At 66.2% G+C, this 17,705-nt stretch carries 16 protein-coding genes and 1 pseudogene; 5 read left to right on the forward strand and 12 right to left on the reverse strand.

Going from position 1 to position 17,705, the window contains the following annotated elements:
- Window positions 1–22: 22 nt before the first annotated feature.
- Window positions 23–1,294 (reverse strand): MFS transporter, encoded by a 1,272-nt coding sequence (locus AC3IT0_RS16385; RefSeq protein ID WP_489320746.1) that lies wholly within the window; start codon window positions 1,292–1,294, stop codon window positions 23–25.
- Window positions 1,295–1,372: 78 nt separating this feature from the next.
- On the opposite strand from AC3IT0_RS16385, the gene AC3IT0_RS16390 reads away from it, so the two are divergent.
- Genes AC3IT0_RS16390 through AC3IT0_RS16400 form a run of 3 tightly spaced genes read left to right on the forward strand, consistent with a single transcriptional unit; the run spans window position 1,373 to window position 4,130 of the window.
- Window positions 1,373–2,122 (forward strand): hypothetical protein, encoded by a 750-nt coding sequence (locus AC3IT0_RS16390; RefSeq protein ID WP_489320747.1) that lies wholly within the window; start codon window positions 1,373–1,375, stop codon window positions 2,120–2,122.
- 30 nt (window positions 2,123–2,152) lie between these two features.
- Entirely contained in the window at window positions 2,153–2,635 is a 483-nt protein-coding gene (locus AC3IT0_RS16395) for a Fur family transcriptional regulator (protein WP_489320748.1), read from the forward strand.
- 7 nt (window positions 2,636–2,642) lie between these two features.
- Complete coding sequence (locus AC3IT0_RS16400) at window positions 2,643–4,130, forward strand: catalase (RefSeq protein ID WP_489320749.1); 1,488 nt, start codon at window positions 2,643–2,645, stop codon at window positions 4,128–4,130.
- 104 nt (window positions 4,131–4,234) lie between these two features.
- Here the strand turns inward: AC3IT0_RS16400 and AC3IT0_RS16405 are convergent.
- From AC3IT0_RS16405 to AC3IT0_RS16420, 4 genes and pseudogenes are all read right to left on the reverse strand, one after another.
- Window positions 4,235–4,984: pseudogene (locus AC3IT0_RS16405) on the reverse strand (ABC transporter ATP-binding protein); the annotation flags it as partial.
- Window positions 4,985–5,147: 163 nt separating this feature from the next.
- Window positions 5,148–5,921 carry an ABC transporter permease gene (locus tag AC3IT0_RS16410; RefSeq protein WP_489320750.1) on the reverse strand — a complete coding sequence of 258 codons (774 nt, stop codon included), beginning with the start codon at window positions 5,919–5,921 and terminating at the stop codon, window positions 5,148–5,150.
- Window positions 5,918–6,682 carry an ABC transporter permease gene (locus tag AC3IT0_RS16415; RefSeq protein WP_489320751.1) on the reverse strand — a complete coding sequence of 255 codons (765 nt, stop codon included), beginning with the start codon at window positions 6,680–6,682 and terminating at the stop codon, window positions 5,918–5,920. Before AC3IT0_RS16415 ends, AC3IT0_RS16410 begins: the two co-directional genes overlap by 4 nt.
- Before the next feature lie 73 nt (window positions 6,683–6,755).
- A complete protein-coding gene (locus AC3IT0_RS16420; protein ID WP_489320752.1) occupies window positions 6,756–7,742 on the reverse strand; it encodes an ABC transporter substrate-binding protein in 987 nt (328 codons plus the stop codon).
- Window positions 7,743–8,003: 261 nt separating this feature from the next.
- Here AC3IT0_RS16420 and AC3IT0_RS16425 point away from each other — a divergent pair, with 261 nt between their 5' ends.
- Both AC3IT0_RS16425 and AC3IT0_RS16430 read left to right on the forward strand, forming a co-directional pair.
- Window positions 8,004–8,639, forward strand: coding sequence for a DUF2461 domain-containing protein (locus AC3IT0_RS16425; RefSeq protein ID WP_489320753.1), 636 nt, complete (start codon window positions 8,004–8,006; stop codon window positions 8,637–8,639).
- A 532-nt stretch (window positions 8,640–9,171) separates the two neighbouring features.
- Complete coding sequence (locus AC3IT0_RS16430) at window positions 9,172–9,945, forward strand: IclR family transcriptional regulator (RefSeq protein WP_489320754.1); 774 nt, start codon at window positions 9,172–9,174, stop codon at window positions 9,943–9,945.
- A 79-nt stretch (window positions 9,946–10,024) separates the two neighbouring features.
- Here AC3IT0_RS16430 and AC3IT0_RS16435 read toward each other — a convergent pair whose 3' ends face one another.
- The 7 genes from AC3IT0_RS16435 to AC3IT0_RS16465 form a co-directional block, all read right to left on the reverse strand.
- Entirely contained in the window at window positions 10,025–10,975 is a 951-nt protein-coding gene (locus AC3IT0_RS16435) for a sugar kinase (RefSeq protein WP_489320755.1), read from the reverse strand.
- Window positions 10,972–11,637 carry a bifunctional 4-hydroxy-2-oxoglutarate aldolase/2-dehydro-3-deoxy-phosphogluconate aldolase gene (locus AC3IT0_RS16440; protein ID WP_489320756.1) on the reverse strand — a complete coding sequence of 222 codons (666 nt, stop codon included), beginning with the start codon at window positions 11,635–11,637 and terminating at the stop codon, window positions 10,972–10,974. Before AC3IT0_RS16440 ends, AC3IT0_RS16435 begins: the two co-directional genes overlap by 4 nt.
- Window positions 11,634–12,404, reverse strand: coding sequence for an SDR family oxidoreductase (locus tag AC3IT0_RS16445; RefSeq protein WP_489320757.1), 771 nt, complete (start codon window positions 12,402–12,404; stop codon window positions 11,634–11,636). Before AC3IT0_RS16445 ends, AC3IT0_RS16440 begins: the two co-directional genes overlap by 4 nt.
- On the reverse strand, window positions 12,401–13,468 hold the full coding sequence (locus AC3IT0_RS16450; RefSeq protein WP_489320758.1) for a zinc-dependent alcohol dehydrogenase: 1,068 nt from the start codon (window positions 13,466–13,468) through the stop codon (window positions 12,401–12,403). Before AC3IT0_RS16450 ends, AC3IT0_RS16445 begins: the two co-directional genes overlap by 4 nt.
- Entirely contained in the window at window positions 13,465–14,442 is a 978-nt protein-coding gene (locus AC3IT0_RS16455) for a C-terminal binding protein (RefSeq protein WP_489320759.1), read from the reverse strand. Before AC3IT0_RS16455 ends, AC3IT0_RS16450 begins: the two co-directional genes overlap by 4 nt.
- Window positions 14,442–15,815 carry an MFS transporter gene (locus AC3IT0_RS16460; RefSeq protein ID WP_489320760.1) on the reverse strand — a complete coding sequence of 458 codons (1,374 nt, stop codon included), beginning with the start codon at window positions 15,813–15,815 and terminating at the stop codon, window positions 14,442–14,444. Before AC3IT0_RS16460 ends, AC3IT0_RS16455 begins: the two co-directional genes overlap by 1 nt.
- A 201-nt stretch (window positions 15,816–16,016) precedes the next feature.
- A complete protein-coding gene (locus AC3IT0_RS16465) occupies window positions 16,017–17,564 on the reverse strand; it encodes an amino acid permease (protein WP_489323826.1) in 1,548 nt (515 codons plus the stop codon).
- Window positions 17,565–17,705 lie beyond the last annotated feature (141 nt).

Consider the following 17,705-nt stretch of genomic DNA (forward strand, 5'->3'; position numbering starts at 1 on the left):
TTTGCCCCAACACGGCAGGATCCTAAGGCAGCGGGTCGTGGGCATCGTACTTCCGGAAACCCGGCTGCAGCTGTGCCGCCAGCCAGGCCACCGCGATGCACAAGACCCCGCCCAGCAGCAGGACCCAGCCCTCACTCAAAATCTTAGTCCCGCCGCCTGCCAGCAGGTCACCCACGCGCGGCCCGCCGGCCACCACCACAATGAAGACCCCCTGGAGCCGTCCGCGCAGGTGGTCCGGCGCAGCGGCCTGCAGGATGGTGTTGCGGAAGACGGCACTGATGGAGTCTGCAATTCCTGCCAGGGCGCAGCACAAAGCCGCCGGGACCAGCCAAAGGGTGGCCCCGCCGTCGTCCGTCCGGCCCGCCAGGAGCACCACCACGCCGAAGCCCGCAATCGAGGCGCCCCAGCCCATCACCGACCACACCACGGCACTCCCCTGCCACCGGATATGGCCCAGCGGCCCGGAAAACAGGCCGGCCAGGAACGCGCCCACCGCGCTGGAGGCCAGCAGGATGCCCACCGTGGTTTCGCCGCCGCCGATCATCAGCGCACCGATGGCCGGCATCAGCGCGCGCGGCTGGGCGAGGATCATGGCCACAAGGTCGATGATGAAGGTCATCCGCAGGTTGGGCCGCGTGCCCAGGAACCGGAACCCTTCGATGACAGACCGGATCCCGGCCCGCCCGGCACTTCCCGACGGCGGCATGGACGGGAGCCTGAAAACCGCCCAAAGCACAAACGCGAAGCTGATGAAGTCGATGGTGTAGGTCCAGCCGAAGCCCACCCACGCCACCAGCACCCCCGCCAGCAGGGGTCCCACCGTCAAGGCCAGACCGAACGAGATCATGCTGAGCGCGTTGGCCGCGGGAAGCAGTTCCTTGCGGATAAGCGTGGGGATGATGGCGCTGCGTGCCGGCTGGTTGATGGCCTGGGCGCCGCTTTGCAGCGCCACCAGGAGGTAGAGGACCCAGACGTTCCCCAGCTGCAGCCAGGACTGCAGCGCGATCAGGCCGGTGGTCAGCCACAGGACAGAGGTTGCCAGGAGCGCCACCGTGCGGCGGTTGTGGGAGTCGGCGATGGACCCGCCCAGCAGGCCGCCGAACACCAGCGGCACCAACGCAAACACACCCAGCAGTCCCACATAGAAACTGTCCTGCGTGAGCCGGTACACCTCCAGGCTCACGGCCACCAGCGTGAGCTGGCTCCCCACGGCCGAGACGGCGGAACCCAGCCAGAGCCGGCGGAAGGCCGGGCTCTCCCGGAGCGGTGTGATATCGGCCAGCAGTTTCCCCACCCTGCAACCCTAATGGCGCAGCCGTGTCCTGTTCTGTCACACGCTTGGTATCCTCGGGCGGGGGAAGGGAGTTGGCTTATGAACGTGTCCAGGCGGCTGCTTTTTGCCTCGGCTTTCTGGGAGGTTGCCCGGCCCCGGACGGCCCTGAACGCCGGCCATCTCCTGATCCGGCTCACGAATCCGGCCATCGCGTTCGATCTCCGCTCGGCCACCGACTGGCTGCACTGCCACAACATTGCCCGGCAGGCCCTCGCCGAGGTTCTGGGTGCCAGCCGCTGCACCGTGGTGTTTGCCCACCAGTGGCACCCCATCGGCGCGGCCATCGGCGAACCGGAGGCTGAGTCCTCCACCCCCACCTTCCACGTGTTCGGCCGCTGGGACGCCGAGCCGGTCACGCCCGGCGAACAGCTGCGCCTTCCCGTTCAGCGCCGGGTGCCGGCCGCAGCGGAAGAGCTCAAAGAGTACGACGGCGGCCTCCGCACCGCCCTGCGCCGGCTGGCTGTGGAGCGCCCGCCGGTGGACGGCGCCTTCCCGGAAATCACTGCAAGGGCCCCGGAGTTCAAGGCCGGGGCGCATCACACGGTGCTCGCACCGGCGTTGCCGCCGGCGTCGGGCGGTCCCGTCCTGACACCCGGCCATCTGCTGGCGCTGGCCGCCGCTGTGCAGGGCCTGGCAGCCCGCCCCGGAGTGACCGGGCTGAGCTGTGTGGTGCCGGAGCCCGGACCCGGCGGCCTGGAAGTCCATGCCATGGGCCGCTCGGCCGGAGAAGCCCTCAATCCCATGCAGGAATTCCTGGACTTGCCGAAGGTAAGCCAAGCCTTATTGTGATCGACTCATAATAAGTGTTTCAATAGAGGCATGACGGAACACTTTGGCGGCCACGATGCATGGGCTGCTGCCCTGCGTGCCCACGGCCGCCGGGTGACCAAACAGCGGCTCGCCGTGTTGACCGCCGTCGAACATCACCCGCACTCCCCCGCGGAGAGCATCCTGGCCGCCGCGCGCACCGAGCTTCCCGAGCTGACCGCGCAGTCTGTCTATGTGGTCCTCGGAGACCTGACCGATCTGCACATGCTGCGCCGCTTCGAGCCGCCGCATTCCCCCGCCCTGTATGAGACCCGCGTCGGTGACAACCACCACCACGCCATCTGCATCAGCTGCGGCCTCGTGGAGGACGTCGAATGCGCCGTCGGGCACGCGCCCTGCCTCACCCCGCACTGGGATGAGAACTCCAAGCCGATGACCATCCAGATCGCCGACGTGATGTACCAGGGCATCTGCCAGGACTGCCAAGAGTCCCAAAAACTTCCTTCTGAAACGTCCCAAGTAATCGAGAAATAGGAGAAAAATGACTGCGAACATCTCAACAACCCAGTCCGGCGCGCCCGTCACCTCTGACGCGCACGCACAGTCCGTCGGCGCCGACGGCGCCATCATCCTCACGGACCACTACCTGATCGAAAAGCTCGCCCAGTTCAACCGCGAGCGCGTGCCGGAGCGCGTAGTGCACGCCAAGGGCGGCGGCGCGTTCGGTACGTTCAAGGCCACCTCGGACATCTCCAAGTACACCAAGGCCGCGTTCCTGCAGCCGGGCGTCGAGACCGAGATGCTGATCCGCTTCTCCTCCGTCGCCGGCGAGAACGGCTCCCCGGACACCTGGCGCGACCCCCGCGGTTTCGCCGTCAAGTTCTACACCTCCGAGGGCAACTACGACCTCGTGGGCAACAACACTCCCGTCTTCTTCATCCGCGACGGCATCAAGTTCCCGGACTTCATCCACTCCCAGAAGCGCCTCCCGGGCACCCACCTGCGCGACGCCGACATGCAGTGGGACTTCTGGACCCTGTCCCCCGAGTCCGCACACCAGGTCACCTGGCTCATGGGCGACCGCGGCCTGCCGGCCTCCTGGCGTGAAATGCAGGGCTACGGCTCGCACACCTACCAGTGGATCAACGCCGCGGGCGAGCGCTTCTGGGTCAAGTACCACTTCCAGTCCAACCAGGGCGTCAAGACCATGTCCGGTGACCAGGCTGCAGAGCTGGCCGGCTCGGACGCGGACTTCTATATCCGCGATCTGCAGGACAACATCGCCGAGGGCAACTTCCCGTCCTGGGAACTGCACGTCCAGGTCATGCCGTACGAAGACGCCAAGGCCTACCGTTTCAACCCGTTCGACCTCACCAAGGTGTGGCCGCACTCGGACTACCCGCTGATCCACGTGGGCACCATGGAGCTGAACAAGAACCCGGAGAACTACTTCGCACAGATCGAGCAGGCCACCTTCGCGCCGTCGAACTTCGTGCCGGGCATCGCCGCTTCCCCGGACAAGATGCTGCAGGCCCGCATCTTCTCCTACGCGGACGCACACCGCTACCGCGTGGGCACCAACCACGCCCAGATCCCGGTGAACCAGCCGAAGAACCAGGTCAACAACTACAGCCAGGACGGCGCCGGGCGTTACCACTTCAACGCCCCGTCCGTACCGGTTTACGCCCCCAACTCCTTCAACGGCCCCGCCGCAGTTGAGCCGGCGTCCCCGGCCGGCGGCTGGGAGAACGACGGCGAGCTCACGCTCTCCGCACACTCCCTCCACGCCGAGGACGGCGACTTCGTCCAGGCCGGCACGCTGTACCGCGAGGTGTTCGACGACGGCGCCAAGGCCCGCCTGCTGGACACCATCACCGGTGCGGTGGGCGGCGTGAAGAACTCCGAAATCAAGGAACGTGCCATCCAGTACTGGACCAACGTTGACGCCGACCTCGGCGCCAAGCTGCGCGCCAACCTGGGTGCGGGCTCCCCTGACTCCGACGCCGAGGCTGCCAACAAGATCGGCTAATTCCCCTTCTTGCGGCCCTGGGCCACAGCAAAACACCCCGCCACGGAATGCCCGTGGCGGGGTGTTTTGGTTGCTGCGGGGATGCTTCGTTGGCGGCAGCGAGCCTAGGCGACGTCCGCCCGGCCGGAGGGAGCGGGCTGCGCCGGGGCTGCCGGGGCCGTGCCTCGTGCCGTGCCAGCCACCGCGGGACGGTGGCCCTTCTTGGCGATCTGGATCTGTTCATAGACGTGGTGCCGAAGCTCGGTGAAGCGCGGCAAGGCCCGGGTATTGAGCTGGTCACGCTGTTCCGGGAGGTCAATGACGATGTCCTCCTGGACCACGGTGGGTGAGGACGAGAGCATGATGACCCGTTCGCCGAGATAGACCGATTCGTCGATGTCGTGGGTAACGAACAGCACTGTGATCCCGAGCTTCTTCCACACAATGCGAATCAGGTCCTCGAGGTCCGCACGGGTCTGGGCGTCCACGGCGGCAAACGGCTCGTCCATCAGCAGCACCTCTGGCTGGTACGCGATGGCGCGGGCGATGGCCACGCGCTGCTGCATGCCGCCGGAAAGCTGCCATGGGTAGGAGCGCGGGACGTGGGACAGGCCCACAGCTTCGAGGGCCTCGTCCACCAGTTTGTCGCGTTCGGCCTTGGCCACACCCTGGTTCTTCAGCGGCAGCTCCACATTCTCCCGGACCCGCATCCAGGGGAACAGGGACCGGCCGTACTCCTGGAACACCACGGCCATCTTCTTCGGCGGCCCTGAGACGCGCTTGCCGTCCAGCAGCACCTCGCCCTCGGTGGGGGCCATCAGCCCGGAAATGCACTTCAGGAGCGTGGTCTTGCCGGAACCGGACGGGCCCACCAGGCAGGCCAGCTCGCCGGCGCGCAGGTCAAAGGTCAGGTTGCGTAAGGCCTCGATGTCGCCGCCGTCGGTCTGGTACACCTTCTTCAGGCCACGGACCGAGAGCATCGCCTCCGGCAGCGTATTCTCGGACGGCGGTGTCTTCCCGGCTGGCGCCGGGGTTGTGTCAGGCTGCATTTTCTACCTCTTTCTGACCGTGGTACCAGCGCAGGATGTTCCGCTCGGCCCACTGGAAGATGAACGACATGGCCACACCCAGCAGACCGAGCACCACGATGCCGGACCACATTTCCGGAATGGCGAAGGACCGCTGGAACTGGACGATGGTAAAGCCAAGCCCCGAGGACGAGGCGAACATTTCGGAGATGACCATCAGGATCAGCCCCAGGGACAACGACTGTCGCACGCCGGCCATGATCTGCGGGCTGGCCGAAGGCAGCACCAGGTACCGGACCCGGGCCCAGCCGTCGATGCCGTACGTATGGGCCGAGTCCGAGAGCACCCCGTCCACGGCACGGACACCTTCGATGGTGTTCAGCAGGACCGGCCAGACACAGCCGGAAATGATCACCGCGACCTTCATGGTGTCTGTGATGCCCATGAGGAGGATCAGGACCGGGACCAGGACGGGCGGCGGGATCGCGCGGAAGAACTCCAGCGTGGGTTCCAGCAGCGCTCGGAGCCATTTGATCGAGCCGATGAGGACGCCGCCCACGACGCCGACGATAATCGCCGCGACAACGCCAATCAGGAGCCTGCCGACGCTGGGCAGCACGTCGGAGAAGAAACGGGGGCCAAACCAGACCTCCCCGAACTTCCCCACCAGCGCGGCCGGAGTGGGGACGAAGAAGTTGGCGGCCCCAAGCGTCGAGGCCCACCACATGAGGACCAGCAGGACAGGCAGTGCCAGAACGTAGCCGAGGGTCTTCAGGGCTTTCATACGATCACCTCGGACCGGACGGAGGAGTGCCAGGACAGGGTCTTCTTCTCGACGTAGCGCATCAGGACGTTGATGAGTACGCCGATCAGGCCGGTGGCAAGCACCAGGGCGTACATACCTGAGATGGCGCCGCCGGACTGGGCTAGGGCGATTTCACGGCCGAGGCCGGGCGACCCGATCACCAGTTCCGCCGTGATGGCCAGGACCAGCGCCACTGTGGCGGCCAGCCGGACGCCGGTCATCAGGTAGGGCAATGCTGTGGGGAAAACGACGTACCTGATCCGTGCCATCCGGCCGAGACCGTACGTCTTTGCGGTGTTGTTGGCCACCATATCGACGTCGGCCACGCCGTAGAGGACCTGGATCAGGACCTGCCAGAAGGCGGCATAGGTGATCAGCATGAGGGACGATTCAATCTTCACCCCGAAGAGCAGCACCGCCAGCGGAATCAGCGCCACCGACGGGATGGGGCGCAGGAATTCCACGGTGGAGTTGGTGGCTTTGCGAAGGAAGTCGCTGGAGCCAATGACAAAACCCAGCAGCACGGCGAGACCCACCGCGATGATGAGGCCCAGGAACCATGCGGTCATGGTTTCGCCGACGGCGATCCAGAAGGCGGTGAGGCCGAAGTCCCGCACCAGAGCCACAATGACTTCGCTGGCCGGTGGGAGGAAGCGTTCATTGATGATGCCCAGCCGTGGAATGAGATCCCACGTGCCCAGGAATCCTACGATCCCTGCCAGGCCGAGCAGCTGTTTCACGGGTAGTTTGCGGACCTGCCGGCGGTCCCGTCGCGCACTGGTGACGGGACCGCCGGAGTTAGAGCGTCTGCACTCACGGGAGCAGGTCGCCTGCGTTCGGTGCCTTGGCCAGCGTGCCGTACTTTGCGGCGGCATCACCGAGGGTCTTGAAGGCGTCCTTGTTGAATTCCACGCGGTAGCGCGGCAGGACCATCTTGGCGCGGGTGGCCTCGTCGATCTTCGTGTAGGTCCCCACGATGTCCCGGACCTCCTGCGGGTGCGCCTGGGCGTACTCAAGGGACTTGTTCATGGCACGGGTGAACTTCGCAGTCAGCTCGGCCTTCCCTTTGACGGTGTCCCCCTTGGTGAAGTACCCGGCGATGTCCAGTTCCGGGCTCATCTCAACGAAGTTCGAGGAGACGATCGTGCCGCCTTCAGCCACAGCCCTGGACAGGAAGGGCTCCAGGATCCATGCTGCGTCCACCTGCTTGTTGGCCAGGGCCGCCGGGGCGTCCGGGAAGGCAACCTCAACGAACTTCACGCTGCCGGGATCGCCGCCGTCCTTTTCAATGACCGACTTGATGGTGGTGTCGCCGATGTTGGAGAGGTTGTTCACCGAGACAGTCTTGCCGGCGAGGTCCTTCGCAGACGTGATGCTTGACCCGGCCGCGACCACAACGCCGCCGACGTCATTCCCCTTTTCACCGGTGGTGGACACTCCGTTGGCGACGAACTTCAGATCCAGGCCCTTGTCCTTTGCCACCATGACCGAGATCAGGTTGGAGAACGCGAAATCAAAGCTGCCACTGACCACGCCCGGAACGATTGCCGCCCCGCCGGTGGCCGTCTGGATATCCAGCTGCAGGCCCTCATCCTTGAAGAACCCTTGCTTGTCTCCCAGATAGATCGGGGCGCAGTCGACGATCGGGATGACGCCGACGCTGACCTTGGTCAGCGTCGCATCGCCGCCACCGGAGGTGGCTGTGGCGCCGCCGGGGGAACTCGGTGAACCGGACCCACAGGCTGACAGGCCCAGGACGGATGCTGCGGCAAGGGCAACGATAACGGTACGACGTTTCATGACACTCCTTTGTGCACTGGCATTCGGGTAAGGCCGCATGCGCCACTTGTTCGCAGTCCGAACAAACGTTCACTATCAAGTCTCAGGCATCAGACGTTGAAGGGTCAACTACACCCGCCCATCGTTATCCTCATGATACGTAAGCTTCCGGATGGTGGACAGGGATGCGATTTTGTCCCGATCAGCGGCGGTTTAACGAGTCTTTCCACATAGGCACCCGGTGCTCTGGTCCGGCCACCGGGCTGTCCCTAGGATCGCTGCATGACTACATTCGAGGGCATCCCCGCCGGGGCATTTGAGTTCTACGCCGAGCTTGAACATAACAACAACCGGGAGTGGTGGCTGGAACACAAGGACCGCTACAACACCCTGGTGCGGGATCCGGTCACGGCCCTGCTCGCCGAGCTGGAACCGAGATTCGGGCCGGGCAAAATCTTCCGGCCGAACCGGGACATCAGGTTCTCGCAGGACAAATCGCCCTACAAGACCGCCCAGGGAGCGTTCGCGTCCGCCCAGGAGGGCGTTGGGTACTACCTGCAGATCAGTGCCGACGGGCTATTGGTAGGGGGCGGGTACCACTCGCATTCTCCGGCGCAGGTGGTCCGATTCCGGAATTCCGTGGATGCCTCCGGGACGGGCGAGTCACTGCGGCACATCGTGGACGGCGTGGCCGCTGCCGGCTTTGCGGTAGAGGGCGAGAAGCTCAAGACGGTGCCGCGCGGTTATGACCGGGACCATCCCCGGGCGGAGCTGCTCAAGCACAAGTCGCTCTCCGCCGGCATCGAGCTCGGCCAGCCGGACTGGGCCGGCACACCCGGGGCGGCCCCAAAGATCGCCGACCTCTGGGACCAGCTGCGGCCCCTGGTGGATTGGGTGGGACGGCACGCTGCACCGTGACAGCGCAGTTCATCACTACAAAATCGAACTGCAGACCGTAGAACGTGGAGGTAAAGAGCCGCGCGTCGGTGTCAGCAAACTCCTCGGCGATGCCCTGGACCATCAGCCAGTCCCGGGTCTTGTGGTGCAGCATCCGGAAGTGCTCCTGGGCCGCTCCCCTTGGCTCGGCGGCGACAATATCCTGTGCCGTCGCCTCGAATTCGAGCCGGGCCAGGTGCCGGTTCCGCTGCGCCATGGTCCACTGCCACGACTCCAGCAGGTATGCCCGCCAGGCATCACGGTCGATGTCCCGCACATCTGTGTTTCGCATGTTGTCCAGCCGGGACTCGATGGAGCGGATGACTTCGGAGATGAGCTGTTCCCGGTTTCCGAAGTGGTAGACCAGGATCGCGCTCAGCAGCTCTGCTGTGCGCTCCGGTTTTGCGGTGCGGGCCATGGCTCCATCTTATGGAGGCAGCGGGACCCGAAAGTCATCACTCGTCCGGCCATCCCTTTAGGTGGGAGTACTCCCTATACGTGGGATAATTGGGGCATGGAAGCTAATCCCGCAGGGGCCCGGACGCTGGAGCGCGGACTCAGCCTGCTCGACCACGTTGCTGCGGGCGCCCACCGGTTGGAGGACATCACCCTGGCCTCAGGCCTCAGCCGCTCCGCCACCCACCGTATGCTGACCTCCCTCGTGGCAGGCAGGTATCTCAGCCAGCAGCCGGACCACAGTTATCACCTGGGCATCAAACTGCTGGAACTCGGCACAAAGGCGGAGGCAAACATCAGCCTCCCCGACACCGTCCAGACCATCTTGGCCGGCATTGCCAAGACAACGCAGGACACCACGCACCTGGGCATCCTCAGCGGCGACGATGTGCTGTACCTGGCCAAGGCCCGCGGCCACCGCGGCATTGAAATGGCGTCCCGCCCGGGGGCGCGTTTGCGGGCGCAGAACACCGCCATGGGCAAGGCCCTGCTGGCGGCCGAGTACGGAAATGACGAGGCCGTCCGCGCCTTCGATACCGCGGCGATCGCCACACCCCGGTCCATTCAGGACGTTGACGCGTTCCGGGCGGTGCTGGACCAGGCCAGGGCAGACGGCTACGCGCTGGATGACCAGGAGAACGAACTCGGCATCACCTGTGTTGCGATCGCGATCCCGGACCTGCTCGGCAAGGTCGCGGCCGCTGTCTCCATCTCAGCCCCCAGCGTGTACATGACCCAGGAACGGATTGAGTCGCTCGTGGCACTGCTCAAGGACATGCAGCCGGAGCTCAGCCGCTGCCTGCCGCCAGGATTCGAAAGGGCCTGGATCTAGCGCCCACGCGCCGATCCAGGCCCTGCCGAATCATGCCCTGCCTTACGGGATCAGCTCCGGCTGCGGGTTCAACCCCGGCTCAGCGTGCCACCGGTTCCGTGGCGTCCAGCATGGCCAGTTCGTGCCGGCGCGGCATGCCTTCCCAGTCGCCGGGGACCAGGCAGGCAAAGGCTCCCGTGCGGACCGCGGTCAGCAGCCGCTCCTGCACCGAGGCGCCGGCCAGCAGATCAGAGATGTAACCGGCCACAAAGGCATCGCCGGCCCCCACGGTGTCGATGGCGTTGACGCGGACGGCGTCCTGCACGTATTCCACCCCATCGATCACCGCGGCACAGCCTGAGGCTCCGCGCTTAATGACCGCCTGGCGCGGGCCCAGGGCGGCGACCCGGCGGGCTAGCTCCAGGGAGTCATCGGGCTGTCCCACCGCAATGGCGGCTTCGTCGTCCCCGGCGAACACGATGTCTGCCTGGGCAATGAAGCTCCGGAAGACGTCCCGGGCTTCGTCGGCGGACCACAGCGCGGCACGGTAGTTGAGGTCGAACGAGACGAGGACACCTGCCTCACGGGCAACTTCCAGCGCATATTGCGCCGCCCGGGCCGCCTCCGGCGAAAGCGCGGGCGTGATGCCCGTGAGGTGCAGCAGCCGGGCGTTGGCAATCCGTTCGGCCGGGATGTCCTCCCGGGACAGCCGGGAGCCCGCGCTTCCGGCCCGGTAGTACCAGACCTTGAGCTGGTCCATGGTGCGCCGCTCTTTGATCATGAGGCCGGTGGGCGCCGACTCGTCGCGCAGCGGGTCCACCACGATCCCCTCGGCGGCGAGCTCACGCAGCACGAGGTCACCGAGGCTGTCGTTGCCGACGCGGCCAACCCAGGTCACCGAGGTGCCCAGGCGCCGCAGCGCGATGGCAAAGTTGCTCTCGGAGCCGCCCATGCCCAGGCTGAGCGAGGAGACCTGGGCCAGCGGACCCGGCGTTTCGGCCTTCATCAGGCCCATCGTTTCGCCGAGGGTGACGACGTCGGTGAAGGTCACCGGGCACCCCTCGCCTGGACGGCGTCCGCCACCAGGGAGCTGAGCTGCCGGGCGCGGGCGGTGAGGGCGGCGAGGTCGCCACCGGAGAACGCGTCACGGAGCAGCGGTCCGCCCAGGCTGACGGCAAGCGCCCCCGCGGCGATCCAGTCAGCGGCGTCATCGATGCCGATGCCGCCGGACGGAATGACCCTCATGTCCGGGAAGGGCCCGCGCAGCTGCCCGATGTAGGCCGGGCCGACGGTGGAGGCCGGGAACAGCTTCACGGCCGTTGCCCCCGCCTGCATGCCGGTCAGCAGTTCGGTGGGCGTCAGCCCGCCGGGGAAGACCGGAACGCCGGCCGCAACCGCCGCGCGGATCACGTCCGTCACCATGGCGGGCGTCACCAGGTAGTCCGCGCCGCCGTCGAGCGCCTGCGCAGCCTGGTGGCCGGAGGTGACGGTGCCGACGCCGATTTCCGCGTCGGCGCCGAACTGCCGTTTGATGTCGGGCAGGAAGTCGAACACGCCCTCGGTGCTGAGCGTGAGTTCGATGGACCGGACGCCGCCCCTGAGCAGGGCGTCGATGACCGGCGCGTATTCGCGGGCATGCCGGGCGCGGAGGACGGCCACCACAGGGTTCTCCTGCAGGATGGCGGAAACGGGAGGGCTCTGGCGATCGCTCATCGGGCCAGCCACCCGCCGTCGACCGGCAGTACCACGCCGTGGATGTAGTCCGCGGCCGGGGAGGCCAGGAACACCACGGCCCCGGCGAGGTCGCCGCCGGTTCCCCAGCGTGCCGCCGGGATCCGCACGGAGATCTGTTCGTGGCGCCGGGTGTCCGCCAGCAGGGCCTCATTCATGTCAGTGGCGATATAGCCCGGCGCAACCGCGTTGACGTTCACGCCGCGGGGCGCCCATTCGTTGCACAACGCCTTGGTCAGCTGCGCCACGGCGCCCTTCGACGCCGCGTAGGCCGGAACCCGCAGGCCGCCCTGGAAGGTCAGTAGGGAGGCCATGTTGATGATCTTCCCGCCGCCGCGTTCCACCATCGGGGCGCCGAAGCCCTGGCACAGCTGGAAGACGGCGCGGGTGTTGATGGCCATCACGCGGTCGAAATCTGACAGCGGGAACTCGGTCGCGTCGTGCCGGATCTGGGTTCCGGCGTTGTTGACCAGGATGTCGATCTGGTGCGCCGCGAGGGTTTCGGCCGTGGCGGCGGCCACGGATTCTTCGCTGGCCAGGTCCACGTGGACCGCGGCGGCGCTGACGCCGGCCTTTTCTGCGGCGGCGGCCAGTTCCGGGGCCAACGGGCCGCGCTGGAGTGCCACAACGCTGGCGCCGGCGTTGACCAGCCCGAGGGCAATGCCCAAGCCGATCCCGCGGGATGCACCGGTCACGGCCGCGGTTTTGCCGCTGAGATCAAACGGCGATTTCTGTGGTGTCTGGTTCATGAGCTTTCCTGGGTTTTCGCGGCGGGCGCCGCGGCTGGACTGACAAAGACTTTGAGGACGCGTCCGGACGCCATCGCCTGGTCAAAGGCCTGGCGGGTGTCCTCAAGGGCGAACACCTGGGTGGGAATGCGGTCCAGCCCCAGCTCACGGCTTTCGATGAGTTCCACCGCGCGTTCCACGGCCGCCCTGGTGTAGACCCGGACGCCCACCACGGTGTTCTCCGCAAAGGTCAGGGCCTGGAGGTCGAGTTCGACGGGCTTTTTGTAGACGCCCACCAGGACGATGGTGCCGCGCACGCGGACGGCCCGGGGCAGCATCGCGGCCACCGTGGGGTGGGCGGCGGAGTCGAAGACGATGTCCGCGCCGTCCCCGCCGGTGGCGGCCAGGATGGCCTCGATGGGGCCGACCCCCGGCGCCACCGTGGCGAACCCAAGTTCTTCGGCCACCTGGCGGCGCGCCTCGGAGGGCTCCGAAATGAGGACACTGCCGGCTCCCTGATGGCGTGCCACCAGGGCTGTCAGGATGCCGATTGGCCCGGCGCCGAAGACCATCACCCGTTCCCCGCCAGCAAGCCCGGCCCGGGATACCGCGTGGACGGCCACGGCCAGGGGTTCGGCGAGGGCTGCTTCCTGGAGGGGCACGGAGTCGCTGACCGGGATGAGCGCTGAGGCCGGCAGGGCCACGTACTCGGCGAGGGAACCGGCGACGTCGATGCCGTACAGTTTCAGCGCCCGGCAGACGTGGGTGTCGCCGCCACTGCACGGGTGGCATTCACCGCAGTGGATGAGGGGCTCCACGGTGACCCGGGTGCCCGCTGCCGGGCCGGTTTCCGCCGCGGCCTCCACGATGCCGGTGATCTCGTGGCCCATAACCAGGGGAGCCTCGGCGCGGGGGTGCGTCCCGTGCAGGATGGAAAAGTCGGTGCCGCACAGCCCCGTCATTTCCGTCCGGACCAGGGCCCAGCCGGCGGGGATTTCAGGCAGGGGCAGCTGCCGCGGCTCGATGGTGTCCGGCGCCGTCCATACGGCGGCGCGCATGGTGGTATTCACGAGTTCTACGCTCATACCAACACTCCTGCGTTCATCACGTTGCGCGGCATACGTCCGGCACACACCTCGAGGACGTTTTCGACGGTGCGGCGCTTCAGTTCCGCATAGGATTCCTCGCTGTACCAGGCGGCGTGCGGTGTGAGCACGGCGTTTTCGCAGCCGATCAGGGGGCTGGTCAGGGCCAGGGGCTCTTCTTCGAAGACGTCCAGCCCGGCGCCGTAGAGCTGGCCGCTGGCCAGGGCGTCGGCAACCGCAGCGGTGTCCACGACTCCCCCGCGGCAGGTGTTGACCAGCACAGCGCCACGTTTCATCTGCGCGAGCACGCCGGCGTTAATCAGGTGGTGCGTATGGGAGTTGAGCGGAACGTGGAGGGACACCACGTCAGCGCGGGAAATCACTTCCTCAAACCCGACGACGGCGACTCCATCCGCCGTCGTCGTACCGATTTCAGCGAGCGGGTCGGATCCGATCACCGTGTAGCCCAGTCCTTTGGCCTTGCGCGCGGTGGCCGCGCCGATCAGGCCCAGGCCCACCACGCCGAACACCCTGGTGGACATCCGGTGCAGGGGCTGGACCGGGAGCAGCGAGTGTTCCCCGCGCCGCATGCCGCGGTCCAGCCGGGTGATTCCGCGGGCCAGGCTGACGGCCAGGGCAATGGCGTGGTCGCTGACATCCTCGGTGCCGTAGTCCGGCACGTTGCAGACGGCAACGCCGCGGGCCGTGGCCGCCTCGACGTCCAGGGTGTCCACGCCCACGCCGTACCGGCCGATCGCCTTCAGCTGCGGCAGGGCCGCGAGGACGCGGTCCGTGATGGGGGCGTACTGGACCACGATGGCGTCGGCACCTGCTGCGGCGGCGATGACGTCGTCCTCAGTCCGGCACTGGGCGAGGACCAGTTCCACACCGGCGGCGTCGGCAACGGCCTGCTCGATGGCGATGGAGTCGTGGTCGCAGTCGGTGATGACGATGCGGGTGGGCGTGGTTGTCATTACTTGGCGTCCTCTTCTGTGAGCAGGTCACGATCGACGGTTTCGGGGGCTTTGATGGTGGTGACCAGGCTGATGCCCATCATGGCCATCATGTAGAGGGCAACGGGGATCCAGGAGCCGCTGAACGCGGTGACCAGCGCGGAGCAGATGAGCGGGGCGATGCCGCCACCGAAGACGGAGGAGAACTCCCGGCCCAGGGCAACGCCGGCGTAGCGGTAGCGGGAGCCGAAGAGCTCGGGGAAGTACGCTGCCTGGACGCCCACGGATCCCTGCGCGGCGAAGATGAAGCCCAGCACGATCACGAGCGAAATCAGGAACAGGTTTCCGGTGTTCAGCAGCAGGAACGCCGGGATGGGGAAGACAAACAGGAAGGCCGTGATGATGAGGTACATCCGGCGGCGGCCGAAGCGGTCGGACATGCTACCAAAGGCGTACGCCGAGACGCAGGCGAAGAGCGCGCCCACCAGCAGGACCTTGGGAATGAACGTCGCGTCGATCTTGAGCTGCGTGATCAGGTAGGAGCCCAGGAAGACCTGAAAAATGTACGAGTGTGCATTGGCGCCCACATTCATAAAGAAGACCCGGAACAGGCCCGCGCGGCCGTTTTTGACGACGTCGGCCACCGGAGTGGCGCGTATGACGCCCGCGGCCTCTTCCTTCTTTTCCTCAAAGACGGGTGATTCCTTCAGCTTGCGGCGGATCACGTAAGCGGCGATGGTCACGAAGACGGAGGAGAAGAAGACCAGCCGCCAGCCGTAGGCTTCCAGGGCTTCGCGGGGCATCATCTGCACCAGGATCCAGACGACGGCGCCCATGGCGGTGCCGGCGGCGGCGCCGACGAAGACGAGCGAGGCATAGCGTCCACGGGTACCCTTGGGCGCCGTTTCCGCAACCAGGACCACGCCGCCCGCCTGTTCAGCGCCGGCGCCGAAGCCCTGGAGGAAGCGGCAGGCAACCAGCAGCGTCGGGGCCCAGATGCCCGCCTGCTCGTACGTGGGCAGCAGGCCGATGGCGAACGTGGCGATGCCCATCAGGAAGAGCGTGGCAACCAGCACCCACTTGCGTCCCAGCCGGTCACCGTATTTGGAGAAGAACAGGCCACCGAGGGGGCGTGCCCCGAAGCCGACGGCGTACGCACCGAACGCGGCGATGATGCCGATGGCGGGGTCAATGTTCGGGAAGAAGATCTTGTTGAAGATGATCGCCGACGCGGTTCCGTAGATCACAAAGTCGTACTGCTCAAGCGCGGTGCCGATCAGGCCGGCCCATGCGGCCCTGCGGACGGGCCCCTTGTCCGCGCTTCCGTTTGCTGCCTGATTGCCTTGGGGGTCCAGGACCGCCGACTTACTGCGAACAACATCGTTCTCAGCCACAGTTCACCATTTCTCTTGGGTGCCTCAGGCACGTTTTCCGATTATCGGGATATTATCCCGAAAACTTCAAGCACGACTATATAGCGCTTATCGGCAAGATCACAAAAAGCGGCTTAAGCGGCAGAGGCACCCTGCCACCAAAGGGGTGGACGGGTGCCTCTGTCTTGGTTTGCAGCTTGGGCTGCTGCGGGCTACCGCCGCTTACCGGCGGGTAAGTGCCTCGTCCTCAACTGCTGCGTCCGCGCTGGAGTCTGCGGCGTCCACGGCGGACTTTGCTTCGGCGAACTTTTCGTTCAGGCGGGAGTGCCGCTGACCGTAGGCGAAGTAGATCACGATGCCGATCACCAGCCAGCCGGCGAAGAAGATCCACGTCTCCACGGCGAGGTTCGTCATCAGGTACAGGCACAGGACGGCCGAAACCACCGGGAGGACCTTGCCGAACGGAACGCGGAAGGACGGCTTCAGGTCCGGGCGCTTCTTGCGCAGCACCAGGATGCCCAGGCTCACCACGACGAACGCGGACAGCGTGCCGATGTTGATCATTTCTTCCAGCAGGTCAACATTGGTCAGGCCTGCCACGAGTGCTACTGCGGCGCCGCAGATGATCTGGAGGCGGACCGGCGTCGAACGTTTATCACTGGTCTTGGACAGCGAGCGCGGCAGCAATCCGTCGCGGCTCATGGCCAGCACCACGCGGGCCAGCCCCATCAGCAGCACCATGATGACCGTGGTCAGGCCGATCAGCGAGCCGAAGGCGATGACCTTGGCCGCGGTGGTGTTGCCGACGGCCTCGAACGCGGTGGTGAGGGTGGGCGTCTCTGCCGCCGCGAGGTCGGTGTAGGACACCATTCCTGTGAGCGCGAGGGACACCAGGATGTAGAGCAGCGTGACCACGGCCAGGCCGCCGAAGATGCCGCGCGGCAGGGTCTTCTGCGGGTTCTTGACCTCCTCCGCGGACGTGGCCACGACGTCAAAGCCGATGAAGGCGAAGAACACCAGGGCAGCGCCGGCGAAGATGCCCAGCGTGCCGTACTGGGCGGGCGCGGCGCCGGTGAGGAAACCGAAGAAGGACTGCTTCAGGACGTCCGCGGCGCCGCCGGCGGTGGGTTCCGCCGCGGGCACGAACGGCGTGTAGTTCTCGAACTTCACGTAGGTGAAGCCCACCACGATCACAAACAGCACCACGGCGATCTTGATCAGGGTGAAGACGTTGCCCACGCGGGCCGACAGCTTGGTGCCCAGCACCAGGAGCACGGTGAAGACGGCAACGATCAGGAACGCGCCCCAGTAGAGGTCCACGCCGCCCAGCGACAGCGCGGGCGGCACGTCGGCCCCCATCAGCGCGAACACCTTGCTGAGGTAGATGCCCCAGTACTTGGCGATCACGGCCGCGGCGGTGAACAGTTCCAGGATCAGGTTCCAGCCGATGATCCAGGCAAGCAGTTCGCCCATGGTGGCGTACGTAAAGACGTAGGCCGACCCGGCAACCGGAATGGCGGTGGCGAACTCGGCGTAGCACATGATGGCCAGGGCACACGTCACGGCTGCGATGGCGAAGGACACGGTCACGGCGGGGCCGGAGAAGTTGGCGGCAGCCTTGGCGCCCACTGAGAAAATACCGGCGCCGACAGCGACGGCGACGCCCATGATCATCAGGTCCCAGGTGCTGAGCGACCGCTTAAGTTTGCGTCCGGGTTCGTCGGCGTCAGCTATGGACTGCTCGATGGATTTTGTCCGGAGAAGGTTCATAAGGAGTTCCACTTCCTGATTTGTGTTGGAAACAGACTCATCAACGATAGTGTCCATCCACTGGACGATCACATTTGTCCCGCATCGTGAGACGCCCTGCCGCCCCGGTTAAGCGCGAAAGGACACTTGAGGCCCTCGCCG

The organism is Pseudarthrobacter sp. KH_020_B (assembly GCF_057840185.1).

What these genes read in the sequence shown, in the direction of transcription:
- AC3IT0_RS16390 (WP_489320747.1), top strand. Translation starts at nt 1,373, where the DNA reads ATGAACGTGTCCAGGCGGCTGCTTTTTGCCTCGGCTTTCTGGGAGGTT.
- AC3IT0_RS16395 (WP_489320748.1), top strand. Translation starts at nt 2,153, where the DNA reads ATGACGGAACACTTTGGCGGCCACGATGCATGGGCTGCTGCCCTGCGT.
- AC3IT0_RS16400 (WP_489320749.1), top strand. Translation starts at nt 2,643, where the DNA reads ATGACTGCGAACATCTCAACAACCCAGTCCGGCGCGCCCGTCACCTCT.
- AC3IT0_RS16410 (WP_489320750.1), bottom strand. Translation starts at nt 5,921, where the DNA reads ATGAAAGCCCTGAAGACCCTCGGCTACGTTCTGGCACTGCCTGTCCTG.
- AC3IT0_RS16420 (WP_489320752.1), bottom strand. Translation starts at nt 7,742, where the DNA reads ATGAAACGTCGTACCGTTATCGTTGCCCTTGCCGCAGCATCCGTCCTG.
- AC3IT0_RS16425 (WP_489320753.1), top strand. Translation starts at nt 8,004, where the DNA reads ATGACTACATTCGAGGGCATCCCCGCCGGGGCATTTGAGTTCTACGCC.
- AC3IT0_RS16430 (WP_489320754.1), top strand. Translation starts at nt 9,172, where the DNA reads ATGGAAGCTAATCCCGCAGGGGCCCGGACGCTGGAGCGCGGACTCAGC.
- AC3IT0_RS16440 (WP_489320756.1), bottom strand. Translation starts at nt 11,637, where the DNA reads ATGAGCGATCGCCAGAGCCCTCCCGTTTCCGCCATCCTGCAGGAGAAC.
- AC3IT0_RS16445 (WP_489320757.1), bottom strand. Translation starts at nt 12,404, where the DNA reads ATGAACCAGACACCACAGAAATCGCCGTTTGATCTCAGCGGCAAAACC.
- AC3IT0_RS16450 (WP_489320758.1), bottom strand. Translation starts at nt 13,468, where the DNA reads ATGAGCGTAGAACTCGTGAATACCACCATGCGCGCCGCCGTATGGACG.
- AC3IT0_RS16455 (WP_489320759.1), bottom strand. Translation starts at nt 14,442, where the DNA reads ATGACAACCACGCCCACCCGCATCGTCATCACCGACTGCGACCACGAC.
- AC3IT0_RS16465 (WP_489323826.1), bottom strand. Translation starts at nt 17,564, where the DNA reads ATGAACCTTCTCCGGACAAAATCCATCGAGCAGTCCATAGCTGACGCC.